The 25,295-nt window shown below is 61.9% G+C and carries 23 protein-coding genes and 3 pseudogenes; 10 read left to right on the top strand and 16 right to left on the bottom strand.

Going from position 1 to position 25,295, the window contains the following annotated elements; genetic code table 11:
- The first annotated feature begins 4 nt into the window (after nt 1-4).
- Nucleotides 5-835 (top strand): NAD(+) diphosphatase, encoded by an 831-nt coding sequence (nudC, locus tag ELQ88_RS18040; protein ID WP_138966744.1) that lies wholly within the window; start codon nt 5-7, stop codon nt 833-835.
- Here nudC and ELQ88_RS18035 read toward each other — a convergent pair.
- The 3 genes and pseudogenes from ELQ88_RS18035 to ELQ88_RS18020 form a co-directional block, all read right to left on the bottom strand.
- Nucleotides 803-1,582 (bottom strand): TSUP family transporter, encoded by a 780-nt coding sequence (locus ELQ88_RS18035; protein ID WP_128869479.1) that lies wholly within the window; start codon nt 1,580-1,582, stop codon nt 803-805. The two genes, nudC and ELQ88_RS18035, sit on opposite strands and share 33 nt — an antisense overlap.
- A gap of 244 nt (nt 1,583-1,826) precedes the next feature.
- Entirely contained in the window at nt 1,827-2,303 is a 477-nt protein-coding gene (locus ELQ88_RS18025) for a nuclear transport factor 2 family protein (protein ID WP_138966740.1), read from the bottom strand.
- A gap of 56 nt (nt 2,304-2,359) precedes the next feature.
- Nucleotides 2,360-2,422 (bottom strand): annotated as a pseudogene (locus ELQ88_RS18020) (TetR family transcriptional regulator); the annotation flags it as partial.
- A 280-nt stretch (nt 2,423-2,702) separates the two neighbouring features.
- Between ELQ88_RS18020 and pssA the strand changes: the two are divergent.
- The 7 genes from pssA to ELQ88_RS17985 all read left to right on the top strand — a co-directional run bounded on the left by pssA (nt 2,703) and on the right by ELQ88_RS17985 (nt 11,044).
- Nucleotides 2,703-4,046, top strand: coding sequence for a CDP-diacylglycerol--serine O-phosphatidyltransferase (gene pssA, locus ELQ88_RS18015; protein ID WP_128872383.1), 1,344 nt, complete (start codon nt 2,703-2,705; stop codon nt 4,044-4,046).
- Nucleotides 4,047-5,063 carry an AraC family transcriptional regulator gene (locus ELQ88_RS18010; protein WP_138966738.1) on the top strand — a complete coding sequence of 339 codons (1,017 nt, stop codon included), beginning with the start codon at nt 4,047-4,049 and terminating at the stop codon, nt 5,061-5,063.
- 276 nt (nt 5,064-5,339) lie between these two features.
- Complete coding sequence (locus ELQ88_RS18005; protein WP_138966736.1) at nt 5,340-7,004, top strand: AMP-binding protein; 1,665 nt, start codon at nt 5,340-5,342, stop codon at nt 7,002-7,004.
- A gap of 16 nt (nt 7,005-7,020) precedes the next feature.
- Nucleotides 7,021-7,782, top strand: a complete 762-nt coding sequence (locus ELQ88_RS18000; RefSeq protein ID WP_128872380.1) for an SDR family NAD(P)-dependent oxidoreductase — start codon at nt 7,021-7,023, stop codon at nt 7,780-7,782.
- 12 nt (nt 7,783-7,794) lie between these two features.
- The gene (locus ELQ88_RS17995; RefSeq protein ID WP_128872379.1) at nt 7,795-8,988 is read left to right on the top strand and encodes an acetyl-CoA C-acyltransferase; all 1,194 of its coding nucleotides are present in this window, start codon (nt 7,795-7,797) and stop codon (nt 8,986-8,988) included.
- Between the two features lie 142 nt (nt 8,989-9,130).
- The gene (locus tag ELQ88_RS17990; protein WP_138966734.1) at nt 9,131-10,258 is read left to right on the top strand and encodes an acyl-CoA dehydrogenase; all 1,128 of its coding nucleotides are present in this window, start codon (nt 9,131-9,133) and stop codon (nt 10,256-10,258) included.
- 12 nt (nt 10,259-10,270) lie between these two features.
- A complete protein-coding gene (locus tag ELQ88_RS17985; RefSeq protein WP_138966732.1) occupies nt 10,271-11,044 on the top strand; it encodes an enoyl-CoA hydratase in 774 nt (257 codons plus the stop codon).
- A gap of 96 nt (nt 11,045-11,140) precedes the next feature.
- Here the strand turns inward: ELQ88_RS17985 and ELQ88_RS17980 are convergent, their stop codons facing one another.
- The 6 genes and pseudogenes from ELQ88_RS17980 to ELQ88_RS17950 all read right to left on the bottom strand — a co-directional run bounded on the left by ELQ88_RS17980 (nt 11,141) and on the right by ELQ88_RS17950 (nt 16,807).
- Complete coding sequence (locus ELQ88_RS17980) at nt 11,141-12,292, bottom strand: acyl-CoA dehydrogenase family protein (protein ID WP_138966730.1); 1,152 nt, start codon at nt 12,290-12,292, stop codon at nt 11,141-11,143.
- 3 nt (nt 12,293-12,295) lie between these two features.
- On the bottom strand, nt 12,296-13,402 hold the full coding sequence (locus ELQ88_RS17975) for an enoyl-CoA hydratase/isomerase family protein (protein WP_128872377.1): 1,107 nt from the start codon (nt 13,400-13,402) through the stop codon (nt 12,296-12,298).
- 187 nt (nt 13,403-13,589) lie between these two features.
- Nucleotides 13,590-14,297 carry an HPP family protein gene (locus tag ELQ88_RS17970; RefSeq protein WP_138966728.1) on the bottom strand — a complete coding sequence of 236 codons (708 nt, stop codon included), beginning with the start codon at nt 14,295-14,297 and terminating at the stop codon, nt 13,590-13,592.
- A 158-nt stretch (nt 14,298-14,455) separates the two neighbouring features.
- A pseudogene (locus ELQ88_RS34720) lies at nt 14,456-14,674 on the bottom strand (MFS transporter); the annotation flags it as partial.
- Nucleotide 14,675: 1 nt separating this feature from the next.
- Nucleotides 14,676-14,789: pseudogene (locus tag ELQ88_RS34715) on the bottom strand (polysaccharide deacetylase); the annotation flags it as partial.
- Between the two features lie 635 nt (nt 14,790-15,424).
- Nucleotides 15,425-16,807, bottom strand: a complete 1,383-nt coding sequence (locus ELQ88_RS17950) for a UDP-glucose/GDP-mannose dehydrogenase family protein (protein WP_138966726.1) — start codon at nt 16,805-16,807, stop codon at nt 15,425-15,427.
- 47 nt (nt 16,808-16,854) lie between these two features.
- On the opposite strand from ELQ88_RS17950, the gene ELQ88_RS34150 reads away from it, so the two are divergent.
- On the top strand, nt 16,855-17,004 hold the full coding sequence (locus tag ELQ88_RS34150) for a hypothetical protein (RefSeq protein ID WP_161599974.1): 150 nt from the start codon (nt 16,855-16,857) through the stop codon (nt 17,002-17,004).
- The gene (locus tag ELQ88_RS17945; RefSeq protein WP_346342779.1) at nt 16,997-17,935 is read left to right on the top strand and encodes a tyrosine-type recombinase/integrase; all 939 of its coding nucleotides are present in this window, start codon (nt 16,997-16,999) and stop codon (nt 17,933-17,935) included. The genes ELQ88_RS34150 and ELQ88_RS17945 overlap by 8 nt, the downstream gene beginning before the upstream one ends.
- Before the next feature lie 10 nt (nt 17,936-17,945).
- Here ELQ88_RS17945 and ELQ88_RS17940 read toward each other — a convergent pair whose 3' ends face one another.
- From ELQ88_RS17940 to ELQ88_RS17910, 7 genes are all read right to left on the bottom strand, one after another.
- On the bottom strand, nt 17,946-19,016 hold the full coding sequence (locus ELQ88_RS17940) for an ABC transporter ATP-binding protein (RefSeq protein ID WP_138966724.1): 1,071 nt from the start codon (nt 19,014-19,016) through the stop codon (nt 17,946-17,948).
- The gene (locus ELQ88_RS17935) at nt 19,013-20,611 is read right to left on the bottom strand and encodes an iron ABC transporter permease (RefSeq protein ID WP_138966722.1); all 1,599 of its coding nucleotides are present in this window, start codon (nt 20,609-20,611) and stop codon (nt 19,013-19,015) included. The genes ELQ88_RS17940 and ELQ88_RS17935 overlap by 4 nt, the downstream gene beginning before the upstream one ends.
- A 3-nt stretch (nt 20,612-20,614) precedes the next feature.
- Nucleotides 20,615-21,628, bottom strand: coding sequence for an iron ABC transporter substrate-binding protein (locus tag ELQ88_RS17930; RefSeq protein ID WP_128872366.1), 1,014 nt, complete (start codon nt 21,626-21,628; stop codon nt 20,615-20,617).
- Between the two features lie 135 nt (nt 21,629-21,763).
- Nucleotides 21,764-22,324, bottom strand: coding sequence for a PqiC family protein (locus tag ELQ88_RS17925; protein WP_138966720.1), 561 nt, complete (start codon nt 22,322-22,324; stop codon nt 21,764-21,766).
- Nucleotides 22,325-22,341: 17 nt separating this feature from the next.
- Nucleotides 22,342-23,997, bottom strand: a complete 1,656-nt coding sequence (locus ELQ88_RS17920) for an MlaD family protein (protein WP_138966719.1) — start codon at nt 23,995-23,997, stop codon at nt 22,342-22,344.
- Complete coding sequence (locus tag ELQ88_RS17915; protein WP_128872363.1) at nt 23,978-24,643, bottom strand: paraquat-inducible protein A; 666 nt, start codon at nt 24,641-24,643, stop codon at nt 23,978-23,980. The genes ELQ88_RS17920 and ELQ88_RS17915 overlap by 20 nt, the downstream gene beginning before the upstream one ends.
- Complete coding sequence (locus ELQ88_RS17910; protein WP_128872362.1) at nt 24,640-25,236, bottom strand: paraquat-inducible protein A; 597 nt, start codon at nt 25,234-25,236, stop codon at nt 24,640-24,642. The genes ELQ88_RS17915 and ELQ88_RS17910 overlap by 4 nt, the downstream gene beginning before the upstream one ends.
- Nucleotides 25,237-25,295 lie beyond the last annotated feature (59 nt).

Genomic DNA, 25,295 nt, shown 5'->3' with positions numbered 1-25,295 from the left:
TGACATGACTTCACGCTGGACCACTGCAGTACTGGACACCGATCAACCCGGCGGCTGGGCCGTGGCGCGCAGCCCCGAAGGCTTCTTGTACGACGATAATGGCGCGCTGTTTCCACGGGAGTGGCTCAAACGCCAGGATCTGTCGATCCTCGCCGAGCACGGCATCGGTCATCTGAATGGTGAGCCGGTCTATCTGCTGGAGTTGCGCAGTCACAGCGAAGTGCCGGGCTGCAACTGGAAAGGCTTGCGCGCGTTCATGCTCGAAGGCGACCACGGGGTGTTCAAGGTGCTCGGTTACGCCGCGCAGATCGGCACCTGGGCCCGCGAGCATCGCTTCTGTGGCAATTGCGGGCAGGCGACCCGGCAGGTCGTGCGCGAACGGGCGATGTATTGCGAGCCTTGCGACTTGCGCTATTACCCGCGCATCTCGCCGAGCATGATCGTGCTGATCACCCGGGGCGACGAAATCCTGCTGGCACGCTCACCGCGTTTTGTCACCGGGGTCTATAGCACGCTGGCGGGGTTTGCCGAGCCGGGCGAGTCGGCCGAGGACTGCCTGATTCGCGAGGTGCGTGAAGAGGTGCGGATCGAAGTCCGGAACATCCAGTACATGGGCAGCCAGTGCTGGCCGTTCCCGCATTCGATGATGCTCGGCTTCCATGCCGAATACGCGGGAGGCGAGATCGTCTGCCAGGAAGACGAAATCGAAGACGCCCAGTGGTTCAACATTAACGTGCTGCCACCGTTGCCGGCGTCACGCTCGATTGCCCGTTACCTGATCGACGTCTATGTGGCGCGGCGCCTAGGCCACGCTGAACCAGTGCTGCCAGGCTAACCGCACGGTCAGCCCCAACACCACGGTGATGAACACCGGACGGATGAATTTCGCACCGCCGCTGATGGCGGTGCGAGCACCGAAGAACGCGCCGACCATCACCGACAGGCCCATGCTCAGGCCGATGATCCAGTCCACTTGCCCGGAAAACACGAACACCGACAGCGCCGCAATGTTGCTGACGAAGTTCATGCTGCGCGCCACGCCGCTGGCCTTCACCAGGTCGATGGGGTACATCAGCATGCTGCTGACGGTCCAGAAAGCCCCGGTGCCGGGACCGGCCACGCCATCGTAGAAACCGAGGCTGAAACCCTGGCTCGATTGCCACTTTTTCCTGATCGGTGCATCGCTGTCCAGCGGCGCCTTCGGCGTGCCGCCAAACAACAGATAGAGGCCGCAGGCAAAGACAATCACCGGAAGCATCTTGTTCAACCATTCCGCAGGCAGGTAATGCGCGACCACGGCACCGGTCAAGGCACCGACCAGGGTGCCGACGATGGCATGCATCCACTGCCTGGGGTGGAACAACTTGCGGCGGTAGAAGGTGAAGCTGGCGGTGGCCGAGCCGAAGGTCGAACTGAGTTTGTTGGTGCCCAGCACCAGGTGCGGCGGCAGGCCGGCGGTCAACAGTGCGGGGGTGGTCAACAAGCCACCCCCGCCGGCGATGGCGTCGATGAAACCGGCAACAAAAGCGACAAGGACGAGGATGGCCAGGGTGGTGAGGTCAACGCTGAGTTCGAAAGGCATGGAATCGGCTTATTCGGCAGGACGCAGGAGGCTGCGTGGAAGGGCGGGTATCTTACCTAGATCCATTGTTGCGGGCGACCGGGATTGGTTTTGTAACGCGGATTGTCACGATTACCGGTGTAATGCATGCAGTCGCGATTGCTTTTGTAGGAGCTGGCTTGCCAGCGAAGGGGCCGCTAAGTCATGCGCTGAATTTGAGGACGCCTTCGCTGGCAAGCCAGCTCCTACAGGGGGGCGGTGTTATCTAGAGGCCGAGGTCGGACAGGCCTGGATGATCGTCCGGTCGCCGACCCAGCGGCCAGTGGAACTTGCGCTCGCTTTCCTTGATCGGCAAGTCGTTGATGCTCGCGTACCGGTTGGCCATCAAGCCGTCTTGATTGAACTCCCAGTTCTCGTTGCCGTAGGACCGGAACCAGTTGCCCGAGTCGTCGTGCCATTCGTAGGCGTAACGCACGGCGATGCGGTTGTCAGTGAAGGCCCAGAGCTCCTTGATCAGCCGGTAATCCAGTTCCCTGGCCCATTTACGGGTCAGAAAGTCTTTGGCTTCTGCGCGGTTGTTGGCGAATTCGGCACGATTGCGCCACCGGGTGTCGAGGGTATAGGCCAGCGACACCCGTTGCGGGTCGCGGGAGTTCCAGCCGTCTTCGGCCAGGCGAACTTTCTCGATGGCCGATTCACGGGTGAAGGGCGGCAGTGGCGGACGAACTTCGGCGTTAGACATTGACAGTCTCCCTGGCAAATTAACGTTCAAGCAAGGTGTAGGGCTTGTTTAGAGTGTCACAGGTCCAATAACTTTCGCGCCATACATTGCGCATTATCAGCGGCACTGTGATCACCCATGTAGAACGATCGTTCTACATGGTCAAGCTGATAGTGTTGTCGCCTATGAAATTGCCTTCGCTGGCAAGCCAGCTCCTACAGGGGAACGCGATCACCTGTAGGAGCTGGCTTGCCAGCGAAGGCGCCAGAACAGACACCATCAAAACCCAAACAAACCCAAACAAACCCAAACAAGGCTCAAGCAAGGCTCAAGCAAGGCTCAAGCAAGGCTCAAGCAAGACCCAACCCCATCCATGGTGTAAGCTCTCAACCTCTTCGGATTCGACCCATTGCGAGCCCTATGCCGTCGCTTTTCAAACGCTCTCTGCTGCCCAAACTGCGCAGTTTTCCGCTGACCGCCGATGCCGTCACTATCCTCTCAGGCGCTGCCGAATTCCGCCGTTGCCTGCTGGAAAAAATCGCCCAGGCGACCCGGCGCATCTATATCGTCGCGCTCTACCTGCAGCAGGACGAAGCGGGCCAGGAAATCCTCGATGCCTTGCACGCCGCCAAACTGGCGCGTCCGGAGCTGGACGTGGTGGTGGTCGTCGACTGGCTGCGTGCCCAGCGTGGCTTGATAGGCGCCGGCAAGCAGCCGGGCAACTCCGCCTGGTATCAGGAAACCACCCGTACCCGCGACAGCGTGGTTCCGGTGTACGGCGTTCCCGTACAGACCCGAGAGCTGTTCGGCGTCCTGCATTTGAAGGGTTTTGTGATCGACGACTGCGTAATCTACAGCGGCGCCAGTCTGAACAACGTCTATCTGCACAAGTTCGACAAATACCGCTACGACCGTTATCACCTGCTGCACAACAGCGCGCTGGCCGATTCGATGCAGCATCTGATCCAGCATGGCCTGATGGCCTCCAAGGCGGTGCATCGCCTGGACCTGCCGAATCTGCCGACCACCCGCAGCCTGCGCAACGACATCGGTGACCTGCGCAGCCGCCTCAAGCACGCGGCGTACGACACCACCACAGGCACTACCGTCAAAGACGGCTTGACCGTCAGCCCGTTGCTCGGCGTGGGCAAGAACAATCCGTTGAGCCGGGTGATTTGCGAGTTGATCGCCAGTGCCCGGCATCAACTGACCATCTGTACGCCGTACTTCAACCTGCCGCTGGCCGTCACCCGGGAAATCAACCGGGCACTGGCGCGAGGGGTGAAAATCGACATCGTGGTCGGGGACAAGACCGCCAACGATTTCTACATCCCGCCGAGCGAACCGTTCAAGGTGATCGCGGCGCTGCCGTACCTGTACGAAATCAGCCTGCGGCGCTTCGCCAAGCGGCATCATCGCAGCATCGACAGCGGTCTGTTGAACCTGCACCTGTGGAAGGACGGCGACAACACCTACCACCTCAAAGGCATGTGGATCGATCAGCGTTACACCTTGTTGACCGGCAACAATCTCAACCCGCGGGCATTCCGTCTGGACCTGGAAAACGCGCTGCTGATCGATGACCCCAACGGTGAATTGCTTGAGCCGCGGCAAAAAGAACTGGACGAGATTTTCCAGCACACCCGCCGCATCGAGCGCTATCAGGCGCTGGACACACTGCTGGAATACCCGCCGGCGGTGGCCAAGTTTCTCAAGCGCGTGAGCAGGGTGCGGATCGAGCGGTTGCTCTACCGGATTCTCTAAATGTCGGAAAAAGACACCATTTCCATGCAGCTGGTGCGTGAAGCGCTGCTGCAAAGTTGCGCCCCGGGCGCTGCCACCGAAGAGGTGCTGGACAAGGTCGGCATCGATCCGGCACTGCTGCAGACCGCCGACGCCCGTGTCCCGGCCACTGCGTATGCGCGCCTGTGGCGATTGCTGGCCCGGCGCCGGGATGACGAGTTTTTTGGCATGGACCCGCGCAAACTCAAATCCGGCAGCCTGGAGTTTCTCTGTCGTTGCTCCATGGTCCAACCGAGCCTGGCCGCCGGCCTGACCTCGGGCCTGGGTTTTCTGTCGCTGATGCTGGAACACCTGCCCGCACAATTGGTGCGCCAGCAAAGCTTGGCGGAGATCGTGCTGCTGGAGGACGACCAGGACCCGCGTCGGGCCTTCACCTATTTTACCTACTGGATGATCGTTCACGGCGTGGCCTGCTGGCTGGCGGGGCGGCGGATTCCGATCCTGGCCATCGAACTGCGCTGCGCGCAACCGGACTTCTGCGATGACTACCAGGTGATGTTCTCGGAAAACCTGCGTTTTGATCGGCCGCGCACGCGAATGATCTTCTCCGCCGAATGCCTGGATTTGCCGATCAAGCGCAGCCCTGAAGAACTCAAGCGTTTCCTGGCGCACGCCCCGGCCAATATCCTGGTCAAGTACCGCGACCCGGAAAGCCTGGCCAGCCGGATCAAGCACGATTTACGGCAATTGCCGGCCGAACGCTGGCCCGAGACCGAGGCGCTGGCGCAGCAGCTGTGCATGTCGGCCTCGACCTTGCGCCGGCGCCTGGCCGAAGAAGGGCAGACCTATCAGGGCCTCAAGGACAGCGTGCGCAAGGAGTTGGCGATCGTGTGGCTGGCCGAGCCGGCCATCAGCTTTGCCGAGATTGCCACGCGTCTGGGGTTTGCCGATACCAGCTCGTTCTACAAGGCGTTTCGCAAGTGGTCGGGGTCGAATCCGGGGCATTACCGGAGTTTGATTCTTAACGAGGCTGGCTGATTCGGACTTTGCGGTGCCTGGCCTGACGCCTTCGCTGGCAAGCCAGCTCCTACAGGGTTTTGCGGCGTACATGAAATGTGTGATCAACGCCAATTACTGTAGGAGCTGGCTTGCCAGCGAAGGCGTCAGTCCAGGCAACACATCCTTTGGATCTTGGCCAAACCAGTCACACAACTTGATAGCTTTGACTATTGTCCCGCTCCCCGCACAGAGCGACTATTTCCCTGTTACTTACGGTTCCCCCCAACCTAATAAGAAGACACAGGGATTCTGGCAATGCGCGATTACTTGTCTGCCACGTCACAGTTCGATTACCAGCACACCGTCGACGCCGCACTCGCGGGCGATTTGACGGCCCTCAACGCCTGTGTCGAGTGTTGCGACCGGCATGCCTTGCCGGGGCGCATCGCGCTGTTCTGGGAAGGCCGCGACGGCGCCAGCGCGACTTACACCTTCAGCGACTTGCAGGACAAGGCGGCGCGATTCGCCAATTTTCTGTTGGCCCAGGGCGTGAAGAAGGGCGACAAGGTCGCCGGCCTGCTGCCGCGTAACATCGAGTTGCTGATCACCGTGTTCGCCACCTGGCGCATCGGCGCGGTCTATCAGCCGTTGTTCACCGCGTTCGGCCCCAAGGCCATCGAACACCGCCTGAGCAGCTCCGGCGCCAAAGTGGTGGTCACCGACTCGGTCAATCGCTCGAAACTGAGTGAAGTGGCCGACTGTCCGACCATCGTCACCGTTGCCGGCCCCAAGGGCCAGGGCATCGTCCGGGGCGATTACAGTCTCTGGGCCGAACTGGCCAATTATTCCTCCCTGTGCGAACCGGTGCTGCTGACCGGCGAAGACCCGTTCCTGCTGATGTTCACCTCGGGCACCACCGGCCCGTCCAAAGCGCTGTCGGTGCCGCTCAAGGCCATCGTTGCCTTCCAGAGCTACACCCGTGACGCCGTGGACTTGCGCCCTGAAGATGCGTTCTGGAACGTCGCCGATCCGGGCTGGGCCTATGGCATCTATTTCGGTGTCACCGGGCCGATGTCAATGGGCCACCCGATCACCTTCTACGATGGTCCGTTCACCCTCGAAAGCACCTGCCGGGTGATCAACAAATACGCGATCACCAACCTCACCGGCTCGCCGACCGCCTATCGCCTGTTGATCGCCGGTGGCAACGAGTTCGCCCGCTCGATCAAGGGCAAGCTGCGCATCGTCAGCAGTGCCGGCGAGCCGCTGAACCCGGAAGTGATCCGCTGGTTCGCCGACAACCTCGGCGTGGTGATCCACGATCATTACGGCCAGACCGAACTGGGCATGGTGCTGTGCAATCACCATGGCCTGGAGCATCCGATCCACATGGGCGCCGCCGGATTCGCCTCGCCGGGCCATCGCGTCGTGGTGCTGGACGAGGAATACAAGGAACTCGGCGTCGGCCAACCAGGCATCCTGGCCATCGATCGCACCCAGTCGCCGATGTGCTGGTTCGGCGGTTACGAAGGTGCGCCGACCAAGGCTTTCGTCGGCAACTATTACCTGAGCGGCGACACCGTCGAGTGGAACCCGGACGGCAGCATCAGCTTCGTCGGCCGCAGTGACGATGTGATCACCACCTCCGGCTACCGGGTCGGCCCGTTCGACGTCGAAAGCGCGCTGATCGAACACCCGGCGGTGGTCGAAGCCGCGGTGGTCGGCAAACCCGACCCGGAGCGCACCGAACTGGTCAAAGCCTTCGTGGTGCTCAGCGCGCAATACCGCCCGGAGCCGGAGTTGGCCGAAGAACTGCGCCAACACGTGCGCAAGCGCCTGGCCGCGCACTCATACCCCCGTGAAATCGAATTTGTCAGCGAGTTGCCGAAAACCCCAAGCGGCAAGTTGCAGCGCTTTATCTTGCGCAACCAGGAGATCGCCAAGGCTCAAGAGGCTGCGGCGAAGAACCCTTCAGCTTGAATCCAAGGACACCATGATGCAGATCGCAAACAAGGTTTTTCTCGTCACCGGCGGTGCGTCCGGTCTCGGTGCCGCCACCGCTGAAATGCTGGTCGCGGCCGGTGCAAAAGTCATGCTGGTGGACATGAACGCCGAGGCGGTTGCCGCTCAGGCGCAACGTCTGGGCGCGCACAGCGTGGTGGCCGATATCAGCAGCGAAGCGGCGGCCGAAGCCGCGGTGCAGGCCACGGTCAAGGCGTTCGGCGGGCTCAATGGCCTGGTCAACTGCGCCGGCATCGTGCGTGGCGAGAAAATCCTCGGCAAGACCGGCCCGCATGTGCTGGCCAATTTCAGCCAGGTGATCAACGTCAACCTGATCGGCAGCTTCAACATGCTGCGCCTGGCGGCGGCGGCGATTGCCGAGACCGAAGCGGATGCCGATGGCGAGCGCGGGGTGATCATCAACACCGCCTCCGCAGCGGCATACGATGGCCAGATCGGCCAGGCCGCCTATGCGGCCTCCAAAGGCGCGATCGTCAGCCTGACCTTGCCCGCCGCCCGTGAACTGGCGCGCTTCGGCATCCGCGTGATGACCATCGCCCCGGGGATTTTCGAAACGCCGATGATGGCTGGCATGACTCCGGAAGTCCGCGCGTCGCTGGCCGCCGGCGTGCCGTTTCCGCCGCGCCTGGGCAAACCGGACGAGTATGCCGGCCTGGTCAGGCATATCATTGAAAACAGCATGCTCAATGGCGAGGTGATCCGTCTCGACGGCGCCTTGCGCATGGCCGCCAAGTAAAGAGGATTTGTCATGACTATTGCCAACGATCCAATTGTTATCGTCAGCGCCGTCCGCACCCCGATGGGCGGGTTCCAGGGCGAACTGAAAAGCCTGACCGCACCGCAACTCGGTGCGGCAGCGATCAAGGCCGCGGTTGAACGCGCCGGTATTGCGCCGGATGCGGTTGAAGAAGTGCTGTTTGGCTGCGTACTGCCCGCCGGCCTCGGCCAGGCGCCTGCACGGCAGGCCGCCCTCGGCGCCGGCCTGGACAAATCGACCCGCTGCACCACCCTGAACAAGATGTGCGGCTCGGGCATGGAAGCGGCCATTCTTGCGCATGACATGCTGGTGGCCGGCAGCGCCGAGGTGGTGGTCGCCGGCGGCATGGAAAGCATGTCCAACGCGCCGTACCTGCTGGACCGCGCGCGCAGCGGTTACCGCATGGGCCACGGTCGCGTACTCGACCACATGTTCCTCGACGGCCTGGAAGACGCCTATGACAAGGGCCGCTTGATGGGCACCTTCGCCGAGGATTGCGCCGAAACCCACGGTTTCACCCGTGAAGCCCAGGACGCGTTTGCCATTGCCTCGACCACCCGCGCACAGCAGGCGATCAAGGACGGCAGCTTCAAGGACGAGATCGTGCCGCTCACCGTGACTGTCGGCAAAGAGCAGGTGCTGATCAGCCACGACGAGCAGCCGCCGAAAGCCAGGCTGGACAAGATCGCCTCGCTGAAACCGGCGTTCCGCGACGGTGGCACGGTCACTGCGGCAAACTCCAGTTCGATCTCCGACGGCGCCGCGGCACTGGTGCTGATGCGCCGTTCCGAAGCCGAGAAGCGCGGCCTGAAACCCTTGGCGGTGATTCACGGCCACGCCGCGTTTGCCGATACCCCGGGCTTGTTCCCGGTGGCTCCGGTGGGCGCGATCAAGAAACTGATGCAGAAAACCGGCTGGTCCCTGGACGAAGTCGATCTGGTGGAAGTCAACGAAGCCTTCGCCGTGGTCAGCCTGGTGACCATGACCAAACTGGAAATCCCCCACGAGAAGATCAACGTGCACGGCGGCGCTTGCGCCCTGGGTCACCCGATCGGTGCGTCCGGTGCGCGGATCCTCGTGACCCTGCTCTCGGCCCTGCGCCAGAAAGGCCTGAAGCGTGGTGTTGCGGCGATCTGCATCGGTGGCGGTGAAGCGACGGCCATGGCCGTGGAATGCCTGTACTGAGGCTGACACCAATCCCTGTAGGAGCTGGCTTGCCAGCGAATGCGGTGTGTCATTCAACATTAATGTCGACTGACACGGCCTCTTCGCTGGCAAGCCAGCTCCTACAGATTTTCGCATTCGGCTTATTTTTTAAGGACTGGCCATGATCCCCAATGACGACCAACAACAAATCCGCGATATGGCCCGGCAGTTCGCCGAGGAACGGCTGAAACCGTTCGCCGCAGAATGGGACCGCGAACACCGCTTCCCCAAGGAAGCCATCGGCGAGATGGCACAGCTGGGCTTCTTCGGCATGCTGGTGCCGGAAGAGTGGGGCGGTTGCGACACCGGTTACCTGGCCTACGCCATGGCCCTGGAGGAAATCGCCGCCGGTGACGGGTCCTGCTCGACCATCATGAGCGTACACAACTCGGTGGGCTGCGTGCCGATCCTCAAGTACGGCAACGACGAGCAGAAAGAGCGCTTCCTCAAACCGCTGGCCAGCGGCGCGATGCTGGGTGCCTTCGCCCTGACCGAACCCCAGGCTGGCTCCGATGCCAGTGGCCTGAAAACCCGCGCCAGGCTGAACGGCGACCATTACGTGCTCAACGGCTGCAAGCAGTTCATCACGTCGGGGCAAAACGCCGGGGTGGTGATCGTCTTCGCCGTGACTGATCCGGCTGCCGGCAAGCGTGGCATCAGCGCGTTCATCGTGCCGACCGACTCGCCAGGCTACAAAGTCGCACGGGTCGAGGACAAGCTGGGTCAGCACGCGTCCGACACCTGCCAGATTCTGTTCGAAGACGTGAAAGTGCCGCTGGCCAACCGTCTGGGCGAGGAGGGCGAAGGGTATCGGATCGCCCTGGCCAACCTCGAAGGCGGCCGTGTCGGCATCGCCTCGCAATCGGTGGGCATGGCCCGTGCCGCGTTCGAAGCGGCCCGCGACTATGCCCGCGAGCGCGAGAGCTTCGGCAAGCCGATCATTGAACACCAGGCCGTAGCGTTCCGCCTGGCGGATATGGCCACCCAGATCGCCGTGGCCCGGCAGATGGTGCATTACGCTGCAGCGCTGCGTGACAGCGGCAAACCGGCCTTGGTCGAAGCATCGATGGCCAAACTGTTCGCCTCGGAAATGGCCGAGAAGGTATGCTCATCGGCCTTGCAAACCCTTGGCGGTTACGGTTATTTGAACGATTTCCCTTTGGAGCGGATCTATCGCGACGTGCGTGTCTGCCAGATCTACGAAGGCACCAGCGATATTCAGCGCATGGTCATTTCGCGCAATCTATAAACGGAGTCATACATGAGTTACGAAACGATTTTGCTGGAAACCCAGGGTCGCGTGGGCTTGATTACCCTCAACCGTCCGCAGGCGTTGAACGCGTTGAATGCGCAGATCGTCAGCGAACTGAACCAGGCCCTCGACGGCCTGGAGGCCGACTCGAATATCGGCTGCATCGTGCTGACCGGCTCGAAAAAAGCCTTCGCCGCCGGCGCCGACATCAAGGAAATGGCCGAGCTGACCTACCCGCAGATCTACCTTGACGATCTGTTCAGCGACAGCGACCGCGTGGCCAACCGCCGCAAGCCGATCATCGCCGCGGTCAACGGTTTTGCCTTGGGCGGTGGTTGTGAGCTGGCGTTGATGTGCGATTTCATCCTGGCGGGTGACAACGCGAAGTTCGGTCAACCGGAAATCAACCTTGGCGTGCTCCCGGGCATGGGCGGCACCCAGCGCCTGACCCGCGCCGTGGGCAAGGCCAAGGCCATGGAAATGTGCCTCAGCGGCCGCCTGATCGACGCGGTGGAAGCCGAGCGTTGCGGGATCGTCGCGCGGATCGTACCGGCGGATGAACTGCTGGAAGAAGCACTGAAAGTCGCGGCCAAGATTGCCGCGAAGTCGCTGCCGATTGCGATGATGGTCAAGGAGAGCGTCAACCGCGCCTTTGAAGTGAGCCTGTCGGAAGGCGTGCGCTTTGAGCGTCGGGTGTTCCATGCGGCGTTTGCGACGCAGGATCAGAAGGAAGGGATGGCGGCGTTTATTGCCAAGCGTGAGGCTGAATTCAAAGGGAAGTGATGTAGCGTTCTTGCGGACGCTTTCGCTGGCAAGCCAGCTCCTACAGGGGTACGCATTCCCCTGTAGGAGCTGGCTTGCCAGCGAAGCTTTAGGGCATCACACCAGATAATTTTTCAGTTCGCGGGCAATCACCATCCGCTGTATCTCGCTCGACCCTTCATAAATCTGCGTGATCCGCGCATCCCGGTAATAACGCTCCACCGGGTAATCCTCCAGATACCCATACCCGCCGTGAATCTGCATCGCCGACGAACAGACCTTCTCGGCCATTTCCGAGGCAAACAGCTTCGCCTGTGAGGCCTCCGACAGGCAAGGCTTGCCGGCACTGCGCAGGCGCGCGGCATGCAGGATCAGCAACCGCGCCGCGTTCAGGCGCGTGTGCATATCGGCCAGCATATTGGCAATGCTCTGGTGCTCGATGATCGGTTTGTCGAACTGCACCCGATCCCGCGAATAGGCCAGCGCCGCTTCAAACGCCGCACGCGCAATCCCCAACGCCTGCGCGGCAATCCCGATGCGGCCCCCTTCGAGGTTCGACAGGGCGATGGCCAGGCCTTTGCCGCGTTCGCCGAGCAGGTTGGCTTCGGGGATCGTGCAGTTGTTCAGGGTCACCGCGCAGGTATCGGAAGCACGGATGCCCATCTTGTGTTCGGTGCGGTCGACGATGAAACCTGCCGTGTCCGTGGGCACCAGGAACGCCGAAATGCCGCGTTTGCCCAGATCCGGATCGGTCACCGCAAAGACAATCGCCAGTTTCGCCCGTTTGCCGTTGCTGACGAATTGCTTGGCGCCGTTGATGACCCACTGGCCATCGAGCAATTCGGCGCGGGTGCGCAGGTTGTGGGCTTCGGAACCGGCCTGGGGTTCGGTCAGGCAGAAGCAGCCGATGGCCTGGCCGCTCGCCAGGTCCGGCAGCCAGGTCTGTTTCTGTTCTTCGCTGCCGTAGTTCAGCACCGGTCCGCAGCCCACCGAGTTGTGGATGCTCATCAGCGCGCCGGTGGCGCCGTCGCCGGCAGAGATTTCTTCCACGGCCAGGGCGTAGGCGACGTAGTCGACATAGGTGCCGCCCCATTCTTCGGGCACCACCATGCCCAGCAGGCCCAGTTCGCCCATTTTCGCGACCAGGCCATCGTCGATCCAGCCGGCCTTTTCCCAGGCCTTGGCGTGGGGCGCGATTTCGCCGCGGGCAAAGTCCCGGGCCATGTCGCGGATCATGACTTGTTCTTCGCTCAATTCGATATCGTGCATGGCTCAGCTCCGGCTTGGGTCGAACCCGCTGAAAAAACTCGCGACGTGCCCGGCGTCCAGCGCCTGCAAGGTCGGCGGGTTCCAGCGCGGGCTCTTGTCTTTGTCGATCAGCAAGGCGCGCACGCCTTCGATCAGGTCGCCGCGCGCGAACCACTGCCGGTCCAGGTGCAGCTCAAGGGCGAAGCAGTCTTCCAGGCTCAGGTGCCGACCGCGGCGCAACATTTCCAGGGTCACAGCCATGGCCAGCGGCGAACGGCTTTGCAGCAGGTCGGCGGTGGCCACGGCCCACTCATGGCTGTCGGCGACCGTTACTTCACGCAGTTGCTCAACAATACTCGGCACATCGGGCAGGGCGAAGAAGTGATCGATGGCCGGGCGCAATACGCTCAACGGCGCGTCAGGCAGTTGTTGCACCGCAACCGTCGCCAGCAAGCCTTGCAGGTCCTTGAGCGGCGAGTCTTGCCATTGCAGCCGATCGAGCTGCTCGTCCAGGGTGCCTAGCTTGCTGCTGTCCAGATACCAGTCGGCCAAGCCGCAATAGAGCGCGTCCGCCGCACGGATCTGCACGCCGCTGACGCCGAGGTAAATGCCCAGTTCGCCAGGAATCCGCGACAGGAAGTGGCTGCCGCCGACGTCCGGGAAATAACCGATCGCGACTTCGGGCATCGCCAGACGGCTTTTCTCGGTGACCACCCGCAAGTCGGCGCCTTGCACCAGGCCCATGCCGCCGCCCAGGACGAAACCGTCCATCAACGCCAGGACCGGTTTGCGGTAGTGGTGAATCGCGAGGTCGAGGGCGTACTCCTCGACGAAGAAGTCCTCGTGCAGGGTGTCGCCGTTCTTGAAGCTGTCGTACAGCGAGCGAATATCGCCGCCGGCACAGAAAGCCTTCTCGCCCGCACCGCGCAATACCACCGCATGCACCTGCGAGTCCTGCGCCCAGACGTCGAGCTGACGCTGCAGCGTGCGCACCATGTCCAGGGTCAGGGCATTGAGGCCGGCGGGGCGATTGAGAGTCAGGTGACCGATATGGTTGCGAACTTCGGCCAGCACTTCGTTTTGCGTGGCATCCATGGACGTAGTCCCCGGAGAATAAACCTGAGCAGTCATCAGTAACTCCCTGCTTTTATTGTTCTTTACAGACAAGCTCGCACGCGAGCGATGCTGGATCGTACCAGTGCAAATTTGTGATTTACAACCGGGATATGTGCAGGGTCAGTTTGCGTTTTTGCCTTAACGCCAGATCCAAAGATCGCAGCCTGCGGCAGCTCCTGCAGAGGCTGCGATCTTTTGAACTTCAACCTTTCTTGGAAAACACTTCACCAATACTGCGACGTTTGGCGTGCAACTCACTGATATGGATCAGTTGTTCCAGATCTTCGGGGGTCACGTCGAAGAACGCTTCCATCTCCGCCAGGGCCAGTTTCAGGTCTTGGGCAGTGATGGCCTGGTTGTCAATCGGCGAGTGATCGGCCGGCACCACGGCAACCGGTTCGCTGGCACGCTTGGGGTAACGGATGCGTGTCAGGTTGTTATAGGCCAGGGCGCAGAGCAGCATGGTCGAGCCGCTGAGCATCACCGGGCCGAGGGCTTTCCAGTCCAGGGCGATGGTCGCCGGGTCCGCCAGCACCATCAGCAACGCCAGCGCTCCGGCAGGCGGATGCAGGCAACGCAGCCAGCACATCAGAATCAGCGCCATGCCCGCTGCCAGGCATGCGCTGCCAAGGGTCCGTCCGAGCACATGCGCGACCAGCAACGAAACCACCCCGGCGCTCAAATACCCGCCCAGAATCGACCAGGGCTGGGCCAGCGCGCCAGAGGACACGGCGAACAGCAACACGGCCGAGGCACCCAGCGGGCCGATCAGATGCTGCGCTACTGGCATGCCGAATACCTGGCTGCAGACCCAGACGCTGAACATCGTGCCCAGGGACATGCCGATGGCGGCGCGGCTCCATTCGGAAGGACGGGTATTGATGGCAGCGGGTAACCAGCGAGCAAGCATGAGGCACAGGATCCGTAGAAAAAATCGAGGCAAAAAAAAGGCTTAGCTGGGATACCCAGAAAGCCCTTGAAGGTGTTCCAACTATTGGGGGAGGAACCGGCACAGTGTGCCGTTCAATCCTGATGCTGACAAATTCATATTAATGAAGCTTCAATTCATTATTTCTGAAGTATGGCGACCCGACGCCCACTCATGAAACACAGGAACCCGCCCATGGCCGTCAGCGCGCTCAAGGCATAGAACATGGTAGGCGCAGGGGAGTGCAGCAGCAGGTAACCGCAGATTACCGGACTCAAGGCCCCGCCGAGGGCAGCGAGGTTCTGTGCGCCGTAGTAACTGCCGCGCAGTTCCTCTGGCGCCAGGGTATCGACGAAGATTGTCGCGTCCGGCGACTTCAGGGGCTTGCGTCAGGATGCCGTGGACATCGTTGTAATCGACGGTCAGCACCACGGCGCAGCGGTAGCCCTTGGGCCAGACGGTGGAATCAGCCATGGTGATGCTCCTTGAGCCACCAGCGGGCGACATCGCGGCAGGTGGCGAACCACCGTGCGCAGTCCGCTGGTGAAAGCGTTTGCCCAGGCGTTGGGCGTCGATTTGAAAGTGCCAGCTTGATTGCTGATGGTTTGTGAAAAACGCCGAACCCTGTGTAGGAGCCGGCTTGCTGGCGAAGGCGTCTGCATGGGCGATGCATGGCTTGAGGCCGCCTTCGCTGGCAAGCCAGCTCCTACAAGGGATCATCGGTGTACCGATAGATATGGTCAACGCTAAACCCTGTAGGAGCCGGCTTGCCGGCGAAGGCGTCTGCATGGGCGATGCAGGGCTTGAGGCCGCCTTCGCTGGCAAGCCAGCGCCTACAAGGGATTACCGGTGTACCGATAGATATGGTCAACGCTAAACCCTGTAGGAGCCGGCTTGCCGGCGAAGGCGTCTGCATGGGCGCTGCAAGGCTTGAGGCCGCCTTCGCTGGCAAGCCAGCTCCTACAAGGATCACCGGTGTACAAATGAATGGTGGTCTACGCCGAATCCCTGTAGGAGCCGGCTTGCTGGCGAAGGCGTCTGCATGGGCGATGCAGGGCTTGAGGCCGCCTTCGCTGGCAAGCCAGCGCCTACAAGGGGGGCGTGTTTGGTTATTGGGCGACGACGTGCGCCACGGGCCATTGTTGCAGCGGAATCGGCAATTTGCGCGATTCACCGCGCCCCATCGGGAAGTACATGAAACCGGCCCGCGCCAGGCGTTCGGCGTCATACAGGTTGCGGCCATCGAAGATCACAGGCCGGTTGAGCCGCTGCTGGATCAGGTTGAAATCCGGCGCCTTGAACTGCTGCCATTCCGTGCAGATGATCAACGCGTCGGCACCGACCAAAACCGCTTCCGGGGTACCCATCAGCATCAACTTCGATTGATCGGGATACAACCGCCGTGTTTCCGGCATGGCTTCCGGGTCGAACGCCCGCACATTGGCCCCGGCGGCCCACAGCGCTTCCAGCAGCACCCGGCTCGGCGCATCGCGCATGTCATCGGTGTTGGGCTTGAACGCCAGGCCCCACAGGGCAAAGGTCCTGCCGCGCAAGTTACCCTGGTAGAACGCGTTGATCCGCTCGAACAGCTTGTGTTTCTGCCGCTGGTTGATGGCCTCCACCGCTTGCAGCAGGTCGCTGGAGCAATGCGCTTGTGCGGCGCTGTGGATCAAGGCACGCATGTCCTTGGGGAAACACGAGCCGCCGTAACCGCAGCCGGGGTAGATGAAGTGGTAACCGATGCGCGAGTCGGCACCGATGCCCAGCCGTACCGATTCGATGTCGGCGCCCAGGTGTTCGGCCAGTTCGGCGATCTGGTTGATGAAGCTGATCTTGGTCGCCAGCATGCAGTTGGCGGCGTACTTGGTCAGTTCCGCGCTGCGCAGGTCCATGAACATGATGCGGTCGTGATTGCGGTTGAACGGCCCATAGAGGTCACGCATCACCTCGCGTATGTCATCGCGTTCGCAGCCGATGATGATCCGGTCCGGGCGCCGGCAATCGGCGACCGCAGAGCCTTCCTTCAAAAACTCCGGGTTGGAGACGATATCGAACTGCAGCAGCCGGCCGACCTTGAGCAGGTACTTGTCGATATGCGCGCGCAAGGCATCGCCGGTGCCCACCGGGACCGTGGACTTTTCCACCAGGATCACCGGTAGTTCGCGATGACGCGCCACGGCTTCACCGACTGCCATCACCTGGCGCAAATCCGCCGAGCCATCGGCCCGGGACGGTGTGCCGACGGCAATGAACAGCACCTGGCCATGTTGCACCGCGCGTTTCTCGTCAGTGGTGAACTGCAGCCGCCCGGCGTCCAGGTTTTCCCGCACCAGGCCGGCCAGTCCCGGTTCGAAAATGCTCACATGGCCTTGCTGCAACAACTCGACTTTCTGCGGGTCAATGTCCATGCACACCACGTCGTGGCCGACTTCAGCCAGGACGGCGGCTTGCACCAGGCCCACGTAACCGCTACCGAACACACTGATTTTCATGGAGGCTCTCCTGTCCTGATCGACACCCATTCAGGAGTAGCAGCGCCATGTTTCAGTTCATCTATCGCGTTAACCTTGACCTGCCGGGCGCGACAATTCACATTCCCGGCCACGCCCGGCAGCGTAACCGCCAGTTTTTCATCTATCGTTGTGCTTTTCCTTTGGACTTTTCATTCAAGGCCGTTTCGTTTGACTGACTTACCCGCTGTTGTTGCCCCTACGCCAAAAATCAATCCGCTGACCCTGTACTTGGCGCGACTGGCCCCGTCCAGCCAGTTGACCATGCGCTACGTCTTGCAGGACGCGGCCGACCGCCTGGGTTTCGAAGACATGAATGTCGAGGAGATCCCCTGGCATGAGTTGCAGCCCGAAGATGTCATCGCGCTGGTGGCCACCTTGCGCGCGGATGGCTACGCGCCCAACACCTCGTCGCTGTACGTCAACGCCGTGCGCGGGGTGATGAACGAGGCGTGGCGCATGAGCCTGATCAGTCAGGAACACCTGCTGAAAATGCGCTCGGTCAAGGGCATCTCCGGCACCCGGCTGTCCCAGGGACGCAATCTGCGGCGCTCGCTGATCCAGGAGATGATGGCGGTCTGCGCCGCCGATCCTCGGCCACAAGGCCTGCGGGACGCGGCGATCATCGGGATTCTGTACGGCTCGGGGATGCGCAAGTCGGAATCGGTGAACCTGGACCTCAATCAGGTCGACTTCGCCGAACGCAGCCTGCGGGTCACCGCCAAGGGCAACAAGCAGTTAATCAAGTACGCACCGGCCTGGGCCTTCGCCAAACTGGATGCCTGGCTGGAGCTGCGCCGCTCGCAACTCAAGGAAGGCGAAACCGACGATCCATTCCTGTTCAATCGCATCCGCCGCGGCAGTCACATCACCCGCGAACGCATCACCAAGCACGCGATCTATTACATTGCCCGCCAGCGCGGCGCGCAAGTCGGGGTGAAGATCATGCCCCATGACTTTCGGCGCTCGTTCATTACCCGGGTGATCGAGGAGCATGACTTGTCGATCGCCCAGAAGCTGGCGCATCACAGCAACATTCAAACCACCGCCAACTACGATGTGCGCGATGACAACGAGCGGCGTCGGGCGGTTGATCGCTTCGATCTGTGAGGGCAGGGGTTCAGGCTTCGCTCAGCACGTGGGCGTGGCCGATCATCGAGACATGAACGGCGCTGCCCATGGGGGGCGCATACAACCCGGAACTGCGCACCATCAAGGTTCGGCCTGGCTGTTGCGCGCTTTTGTGCGACTGCAACTCCACGGTCAAGGTGCAGGTATTGCCGCTGAAATCGCGCTCGGTCACCACGGCACGGCAGCCGAGGGCCTCTTTCGAATGGGTCTGGATGCTGACCAGGTGCAATTGCTCGGGCCGCAACATGATCTGCGCGCATTGGTTGTTGCGGTGATTGTTGACCGGAATCCGCCCCAGGTCGCAATGGGCCCAGCCCGCTTCGATCCGTGCCGGCATGACCACCGCATCGCCGAGAAACAGGGCGGTCTGTTCATCGTCGGGATAGCGGTACAGGTCCAGCGGATGGCCCGACTGCACCAGTCGGCCCTGACGCATCACCGCCAGCTGATCGGCAAACGACAACGCTTCACTCTGGTCATGGGTGACCAGAATGGTGGTGACGCCCGCATCGGCCAGCAGCCGCGCGACCAATTTGCGCATGGCGGCGCGCAAGCCGGTGTCCAGTGCCGAAAACGGTTCGTCCAGCAGCATCAGCCGCGGCTGCTGGGCCAGGGCGCGCGCCAGTGCCACCCGTTGCTGCTGGCCGCCGGAAAGCTCGTGGGGCCAACGTTTGGCCATGCTGGCGTCGAGCGCCACGCTGTCCATCAGTTCGGCGATACGCGCCTGTTTTTCCAGGCCCCGGGTCGACAGCCCGAAGCCGATGTTGGCGGCGACGGTCATGTGCGGGAACAGGGCACCATCCTGAGGCACATAGCCGATCAATCGTTGGTGGGCGGGCACCTCATGGGTGCTGTCGACCAGCGTGCGGCCATTGAGCAGAAGGCGGCCCGAATCGGGGAATTCGAAGCCGGCGATCATGCGCAGCAAGGTGGTCTTGCCCGAGCCCGAAGGGCCGACAATCACTGTGCGGCTGCCCGCGGGCACCGACAGGCTGACGTTTTCCAGGGCCGTCTGGGCACCATAGGATTTGCAGATCGAGTGCAGATCGAGAGCGTTCATCGGCCCGCCGTTCGCTTGGATTGATGATAAAGAATGCCGGTCAGCGGCAATGACAGCACGATCATCAGCAGGGCATAGGGCGCCGCGGCGGCATAATCGATTTCGCTGGTCAACGCCCAGAACCCGGTCGCCAGGGTGCGCGTACCGTTCGGCGCAAGCAGCAGGGTGGCCGTCAGTTCATTGGTAATCGCCAGGAACACCAGCGCGGCCCCCGCGGCAACGCCCGGTGCGGCCAGGCGCAAGGTGATCAGCCACAGCGCCCGGGCGGGCGAGCGACCGAGGCTGCGGGCCATGTTTTCCAACTCGATCGGTGCCTGGGCAATACCGGCACGCAAACTCACCAGCGCCCGGGGCAAGAACATCAGCAGATAAGCCAGCAGCACCGTGATGGTGGTCTGGTAAATCGGCCGGGCGAATTGAATCGTGAGGGTCACCAGCGCCAGGGCCACGACAATCCCCGGCAACGAGCTGGTGATGTAGTTGCAGCTTTCCAGCACGCGCTGCAGCCGGCCCGGCGAGCGAATCGACAGCCAGGCAATCGGGATGGCCGCCAAAGTGGTCAATAGCGCGCCGCTGATGCCCAGGAGCACGGTCTGTTGCAGCGCCGGCAGCAGCTCGGACAATTGCCAGACTTGCGTGCCGCCAGCGATCAGCCACTTGCCCAAGGTGATCAACGGCACCCCCAGCGCCAGGGCGCAGGTCACGATCTGCAAGGTCAGCGCCAGTACGGTTGGCCCGGCAGACAGGCGCACGATCCGCTGTTCGCGGGGGCTGCCCGACCCGACGCGGGCATAGCGTGCGTGGCCACGCGCGGCCGATTCGACGGTCAGCATCGCCAGGCAACACAAGGCGAGCACCCCGGCCAGCATATGGGCGGCGGGCCCGTTGAAGGTTGACTTGAACTGATCGAAGATCGCCGTGGTAAAGGTGTCGAAGCGGATCATCGCGTACAGGCCATATTCGGCCAGCAGGTGCAGCCCCACCAGCAAGGCGCCGCCGCAGATGGCCAGGCGCAATTGCGGCAGCACCACCCGGAAAAATACCGCCCAGGGCTTGAGCCCCAGAGACTCTGCGACATCTTCGATGGTCGGGTCGATCCGCCGCAGGGAGGCCGCAATGGGCAGGTACAGGAACGGGAAGTAGGCGATCACCGACACCAGAACGGCGGCAAACAGGCCGTGAATCGGTGGCACCAGGCTGACCCAGGCATAGCTGTGGACGAAGGCGGGGACTGCCAGCGGCGCCGTGGCCAACAACGACCAGCAGCGCCGCCCCGGCAGATCGGTACGCTCGGTGAGCCAGGCCAGGGCCACGCCGAGCATTACACACAAGGGAATCGTGATCACCACCAGCAACAGGGTGTTGATCAATAACTCGCCGACCCGTGGCCGGAAGATCAGCGGCACCAGGCTCGACCAGCCAGTCTCGAAGGACACTCCGATGACAAAAGCGATCGGCAGCAGGGCCAGCAGCGACACCAGCACCGACAAGCCGATCACCCACGCACCGCCGAGTCCCGCAAAAAGACCACGGGAGCGTCGGTGTAAATGGGGCGGGATCGCCTCTGCGACAGCCGCCGGTAGTGTTTCAGGCATCAATTAAAGCAGTCCGGCCTGAGTCATCAGCTCCACGGCTTTTTTACTGTCGAGTGTTGAAGCGTCGACTTTCGGCGCGTCAAGCTGCTGCAAAGGCACCAGTTTAGGGTTGGATTCGGCGTTTTTGCCCACCGCGTATTCGAACGAATTGCCGGTCTTGAGGATGGCCTGGCCGTCTGTGCCGGTCACCCACTTGAGGAAGGCCTGAGCCTGATCCTTGTGTGTGCTGGACGCCAGGACGCCGCCACCGGACAGGCTGACAAAGGCACCGGGATCCTGGTGCTTGAAGTAGTGCAGGGCGGTGTTCTTGCTGTTTTCACCGGTCTTGGCCTGGTCGCCGAAGCGGTAATAGTGGTAGATCACGCCGCTGTCGATCTGGCCGGCATTGACCGCCTTGAGCACGGCACTGTTGCCCCGGTACGCGGTAAAGTTGCTTTTCATCCCTTTCAACCACTCGAGGGTCGCGGCTTCACCCTTGAGTGCCAACACGGCGGCGACGATCGCCTGGAAGTCGGCGCCGGCCGGCGAAGCGCCCCAGCGGCCCTTCCAGTCCGGACCGGCGAGGTCCATCAGTGACTTGGGCAATTCGGCTTCCGGCAGTTTGCCCGGGTTGTAGACGAAGACCGTGGAGCGCGCGGCAATGGCCACCCATTTGCCGTGGGCCGGACGGTAGGCCGCGTCGACTTGTTCAAGGGTCGCCGGTGCCACGGGCGCGAACAGCCCGGCGTTGTCGACCAGTACCATGGCCGGGGAGTTCTCGGTCAGGAACACATCCGCCGGGGAGGACGCGCCTTCCTGCACGATCTGATTGCCCATCTCGGTGTCGTCACCATTGCGCACGGTGACCTTGATCCCGGTTTCCTTGGTGAAGCCTGCAATCCAGGCTTTGGTCAGGCTTTCGTGCTGGGCGTTGTAGACCACGATGCCGTCGGCATCGGCGGCATACCCATGGCCGGCGCTCATCAGCGCGGCCGTCAGCACGGCGAGTTTAAGAAAAGACGGGATAGGGGGGGTCATGCCGGGCAGCTCCTGTTTTTAGAATCGTGCACGCAGACGTGACCGGGGCGGTCGTCAATTATTGTAGGTCAATACGAATCATTTGCAGGTTTAAGCGTGGAAAATGTCCTGCGCCGGATGAGAAAAATCGTCAAGTCACTGGGAGGGCGGGCAACCTCTTGGTGTTCCATTCGCGGCCTGGGTGATCAGCGCGGCCAGCCGTTTGACGTTGTTCTGATGGGCCGCCACCAAATCATCGATGCTCGGCCCTGAAGGCGTCTGTAAGGTGCTGCGGCACGTCACCAGCGCGCTATCGCTTTCGCCCGGACTGCGCAGGCGCCATTTGACGTCGATCAGCCCGTACTGCCCGGGAATCGAGTCGAAGCGCTGCACATCGAGGCGTACCGACATCTTGCGTTGGGAATTGCTGTTGACCAGTTGATCCTTCAACGCGCTGCTCAACTCATCCACCAGGCTCGCGGCCCACCACTGGCTTTCCAGGATCGCCAGGCCACTGTTGCCCTGGCGGATGACGATCTGCGGGCGATCGACTTGGGGCGGTACGCTGATCGCTTCGATCTGGATGTCCGCCATGGCGGACTTCGAGTGGTTGCCCGATTGGGTCGGGACCAGGGTGTGAAATTGAATAGGATCACTGCGACAAGCGGTGAGCAGCAGCAGCGCGGCGACCAGGGTGATCTTCAGCGGTAAAGCCATGGGTAATGCTCCTGTGCTCAATTGCGCGGTGGCGCTTGCAGATCCATTGGCGCGGCATTGTTGGGGCGCCCGCGCAGCAGCGATTCCGGATGTCGGCCCAGGTAATCCGAGAGCTCGCGCAAGGAGCGCGACATGCGTCCCAGTTCGTCCAGGGTCTGGGTCAGTTGTTCACGTTGCGGTGAATCTTCGGCCAGGGTCGAACTCGCCGATTGCAGGGTTTTGCTGACGTCCGCCAGGGTGGTTTGCACGCCGGGCAGGGTCCTGGCATTGAATTGGACCAGGCCTTTGCGCAGTTCGACGAGGTTGCTGTCGAGGTTGCCGGCGATGCGCTCGATCGGCAGCTGGTTGATCTTGTTGACCATTCCTTCGAGTTTTTCCTGTAATTGCTCGAGGCTACCGGGAATCGTTGGAATGATGACGGGACGGGCACTCGGATCGAACACGACCTTCTCCGCCTTGGGGTAAAAATCGAGCGCGATGTACAGCTGGCCGGTCAACAGATTGCCACTGCGGGCCTGGGCCCGCAGACCGTTCTCGATAAAGCTGCCCATCAACCGCACGCCGGCGGCTTCATCATTGGGATCATGATTCAAGGCCTTGAGCATTTTGGAGTGGGCCGTGCCGAGGCGTTGCGGGTAGATGAGAATGCCGACATTGACCGGAAAACTGCGCTTTTTCGCATCGTAATCCAGGTTGATCGACACCACTTTACCGAACTCGACGCCGAGAAACTCCACTGGCGCATCGACTTTGAGCCCACGCAAGGCCTGGTCGAAACGCAAACTCAGGTACTGCGCCTTGCCGTGGGGCGGGGCAAGGGCGGTTTGCTGGTCGTCGAACAGGTCGAAGGCTTTATCCTCGCTGGCCGGCTGATCGTTGGGGCTGTATTCCGGGGCGCGGAAGGCAATGCCGCCTACCAGCAAGGACGATAGCGACTCGGTCTTCACCGCAACGCCGTTGGCGCCAACGCTGACGTCGATCCCGCTGGCATTCCAGAACCGGGTGTTCTCGGTGACGTAGGCATCGTTGGGCGCGTGGATGAACACTTCGATATTCACCCCTTTGCCGTCGGCGTTCAGGGCATAGGCCACCACCTGGCCGACCGGAATCTTGCGGTAGTAGACCGGCGAGCCGATGTCCAGCGAACCGAGGTCCTGGGTATTGAGCATGAAGCGCTTGCCCGGTTCGCCATAGGTGATGGGCGGCGGGTTTTCCAGCCCCGTGAAATTCTTCGCACGGGAGTTGGACTGGCCGATATCGGCGCCGATGTAGTCCCCGGACAGCAAGGTGTCGATACCCGAAACCCCACCGGCACCGATACGCGGACGCACCACCCAGAACTGCGAATCCTGGCGGGTGAAACTTTCTGCCTGCTTGGACAGTTTGACGGTGGCGTTGACACTCTTCTGATCGGCACTCAATTCGACGTCGGACACCACGCCGATCACCACATTGCGGTATTTGACCTCGGTCTTGTTGGCCGTCAGGCCGCTGCCGGTCTTGAACGTAACGGTGATGGTCGGCCCTTCCTGCATGACCGAGTGCACCACCAGCGAAATCCCCACCAGCACGGCGACGATCGGCACGATCCACACCAGCGAGATGCTGAATCGGCGGGTCTTGACCGGGGCCGGGCCGGGGGCTTGCGGCCCGTCAGTGGCTTGCGACTTCATCCATGACCTCCTCGTTGGGTGGGTTGTTGCGTGCTTTATCCTGCTTGTCCCAGATCAGGCGCGGGTCGAAACTCATCGCCGACAGCATGGTGAACACGACCACCAGGCCAAAGAACAAAATGCCCTGGCGCGGCTCGATATCGCCCAGCGCCTGGAACTTCACCAGCGCCGCCACGAGGGCGACGACAATCACGTCGAGCATCGACCAGTAGCCGATGAGTTCGACGAATCGGTACAGCTTCGAGCGTTCCTTGAGCGCCCAGGAACTCCCGCGCTGGACCGTCACCAGCAGCATCGTCAGGGCGACGAACTTGACGCCGGGCACCGCGATGCTGGCGATGAAGATAATCAGGGCGATGTCCCAGGCGCCGTGCTGCCAGAACTCCAGCACGCCGCCCATGATGGTGCTCTCGGAACCGGAACCGAGCATGGTGGTGTTCATCACCGGCAGCAGGTTGGCCGGCACATAAAATATCAGCGACGCCAGCAGGAACGCCCAGGTCCGGGTCAGCGAGTCGGTCTTGCGCCGGTGCAGCGGGGCGCCGCAGCGTTCGCATTCATGGGGGTCATGGGTGATGTCACAGGCCAGGCCGCAGCTGTGGCACAGGCACAGGTCGAGTTCGCTGGCGAGCGGTGGCGTAGTCATAAGATGTCCCACAGTTCGCGGATATCGCGTCCGGCAATGCGGATCATCATCAAGCTGAGCACCGCCAGGGCGAACAGACCGATACCGGGCAACACATCGAGCAGTCCGGCGAGTTTGAACACCGCGACCATGGCCCCCAACAGGCAGACTTCGAGCATGCTCCAGGGCCGCAGGGTTTCCAGCCAGCGCATGCAGAACCGGAAACCGGGCGAGCGCTGGTTCGCAAGGGCGTAACTCAGGACCCAGATCAGCAACAACAGCTGGAACACCGGCGCGATGATCATCGAAACCGCCGCCACCAACGCAATGAAGGTGATCGGGCCCTGGCTGAGGGCCAGCACCGAATCCCAGAGCGTCGCGCTGTTTTTCAGGCCTTTGAGACTGATGCTCATGACCGGATAGAAATTGGCGAACGTCCACAGGACAGCCGCCGTGAAGGTCAACGCCAGGCGCTGTTCCACCGACAGACCGTTATAGCGCTGAAGCACGCCGCCGCAGCGCATGCACAGGGTTTTCTGATGTTTGGCGAGCGTGACTTTTTCATACACGCAGTCGCAGTGCTCGCAGATGATCAGGTGGTCAGTCGTAGCCATAGGCCGCACTCGCCAGGAGACAGGAAATTCAGAGCACCCCCTCAATATAGAAGTGCCTT

The organism is Pseudomonas sp. MPC6 (assembly GCF_006094435.1).
Taxonomy (GTDB): Bacteria; Pseudomonadota; Gammaproteobacteria; order Pseudomonadales; family Pseudomonadaceae; genus Aquipseudomonas.
This window is presented reverse-complemented; position numbering and strand designations above follow the sequence as displayed.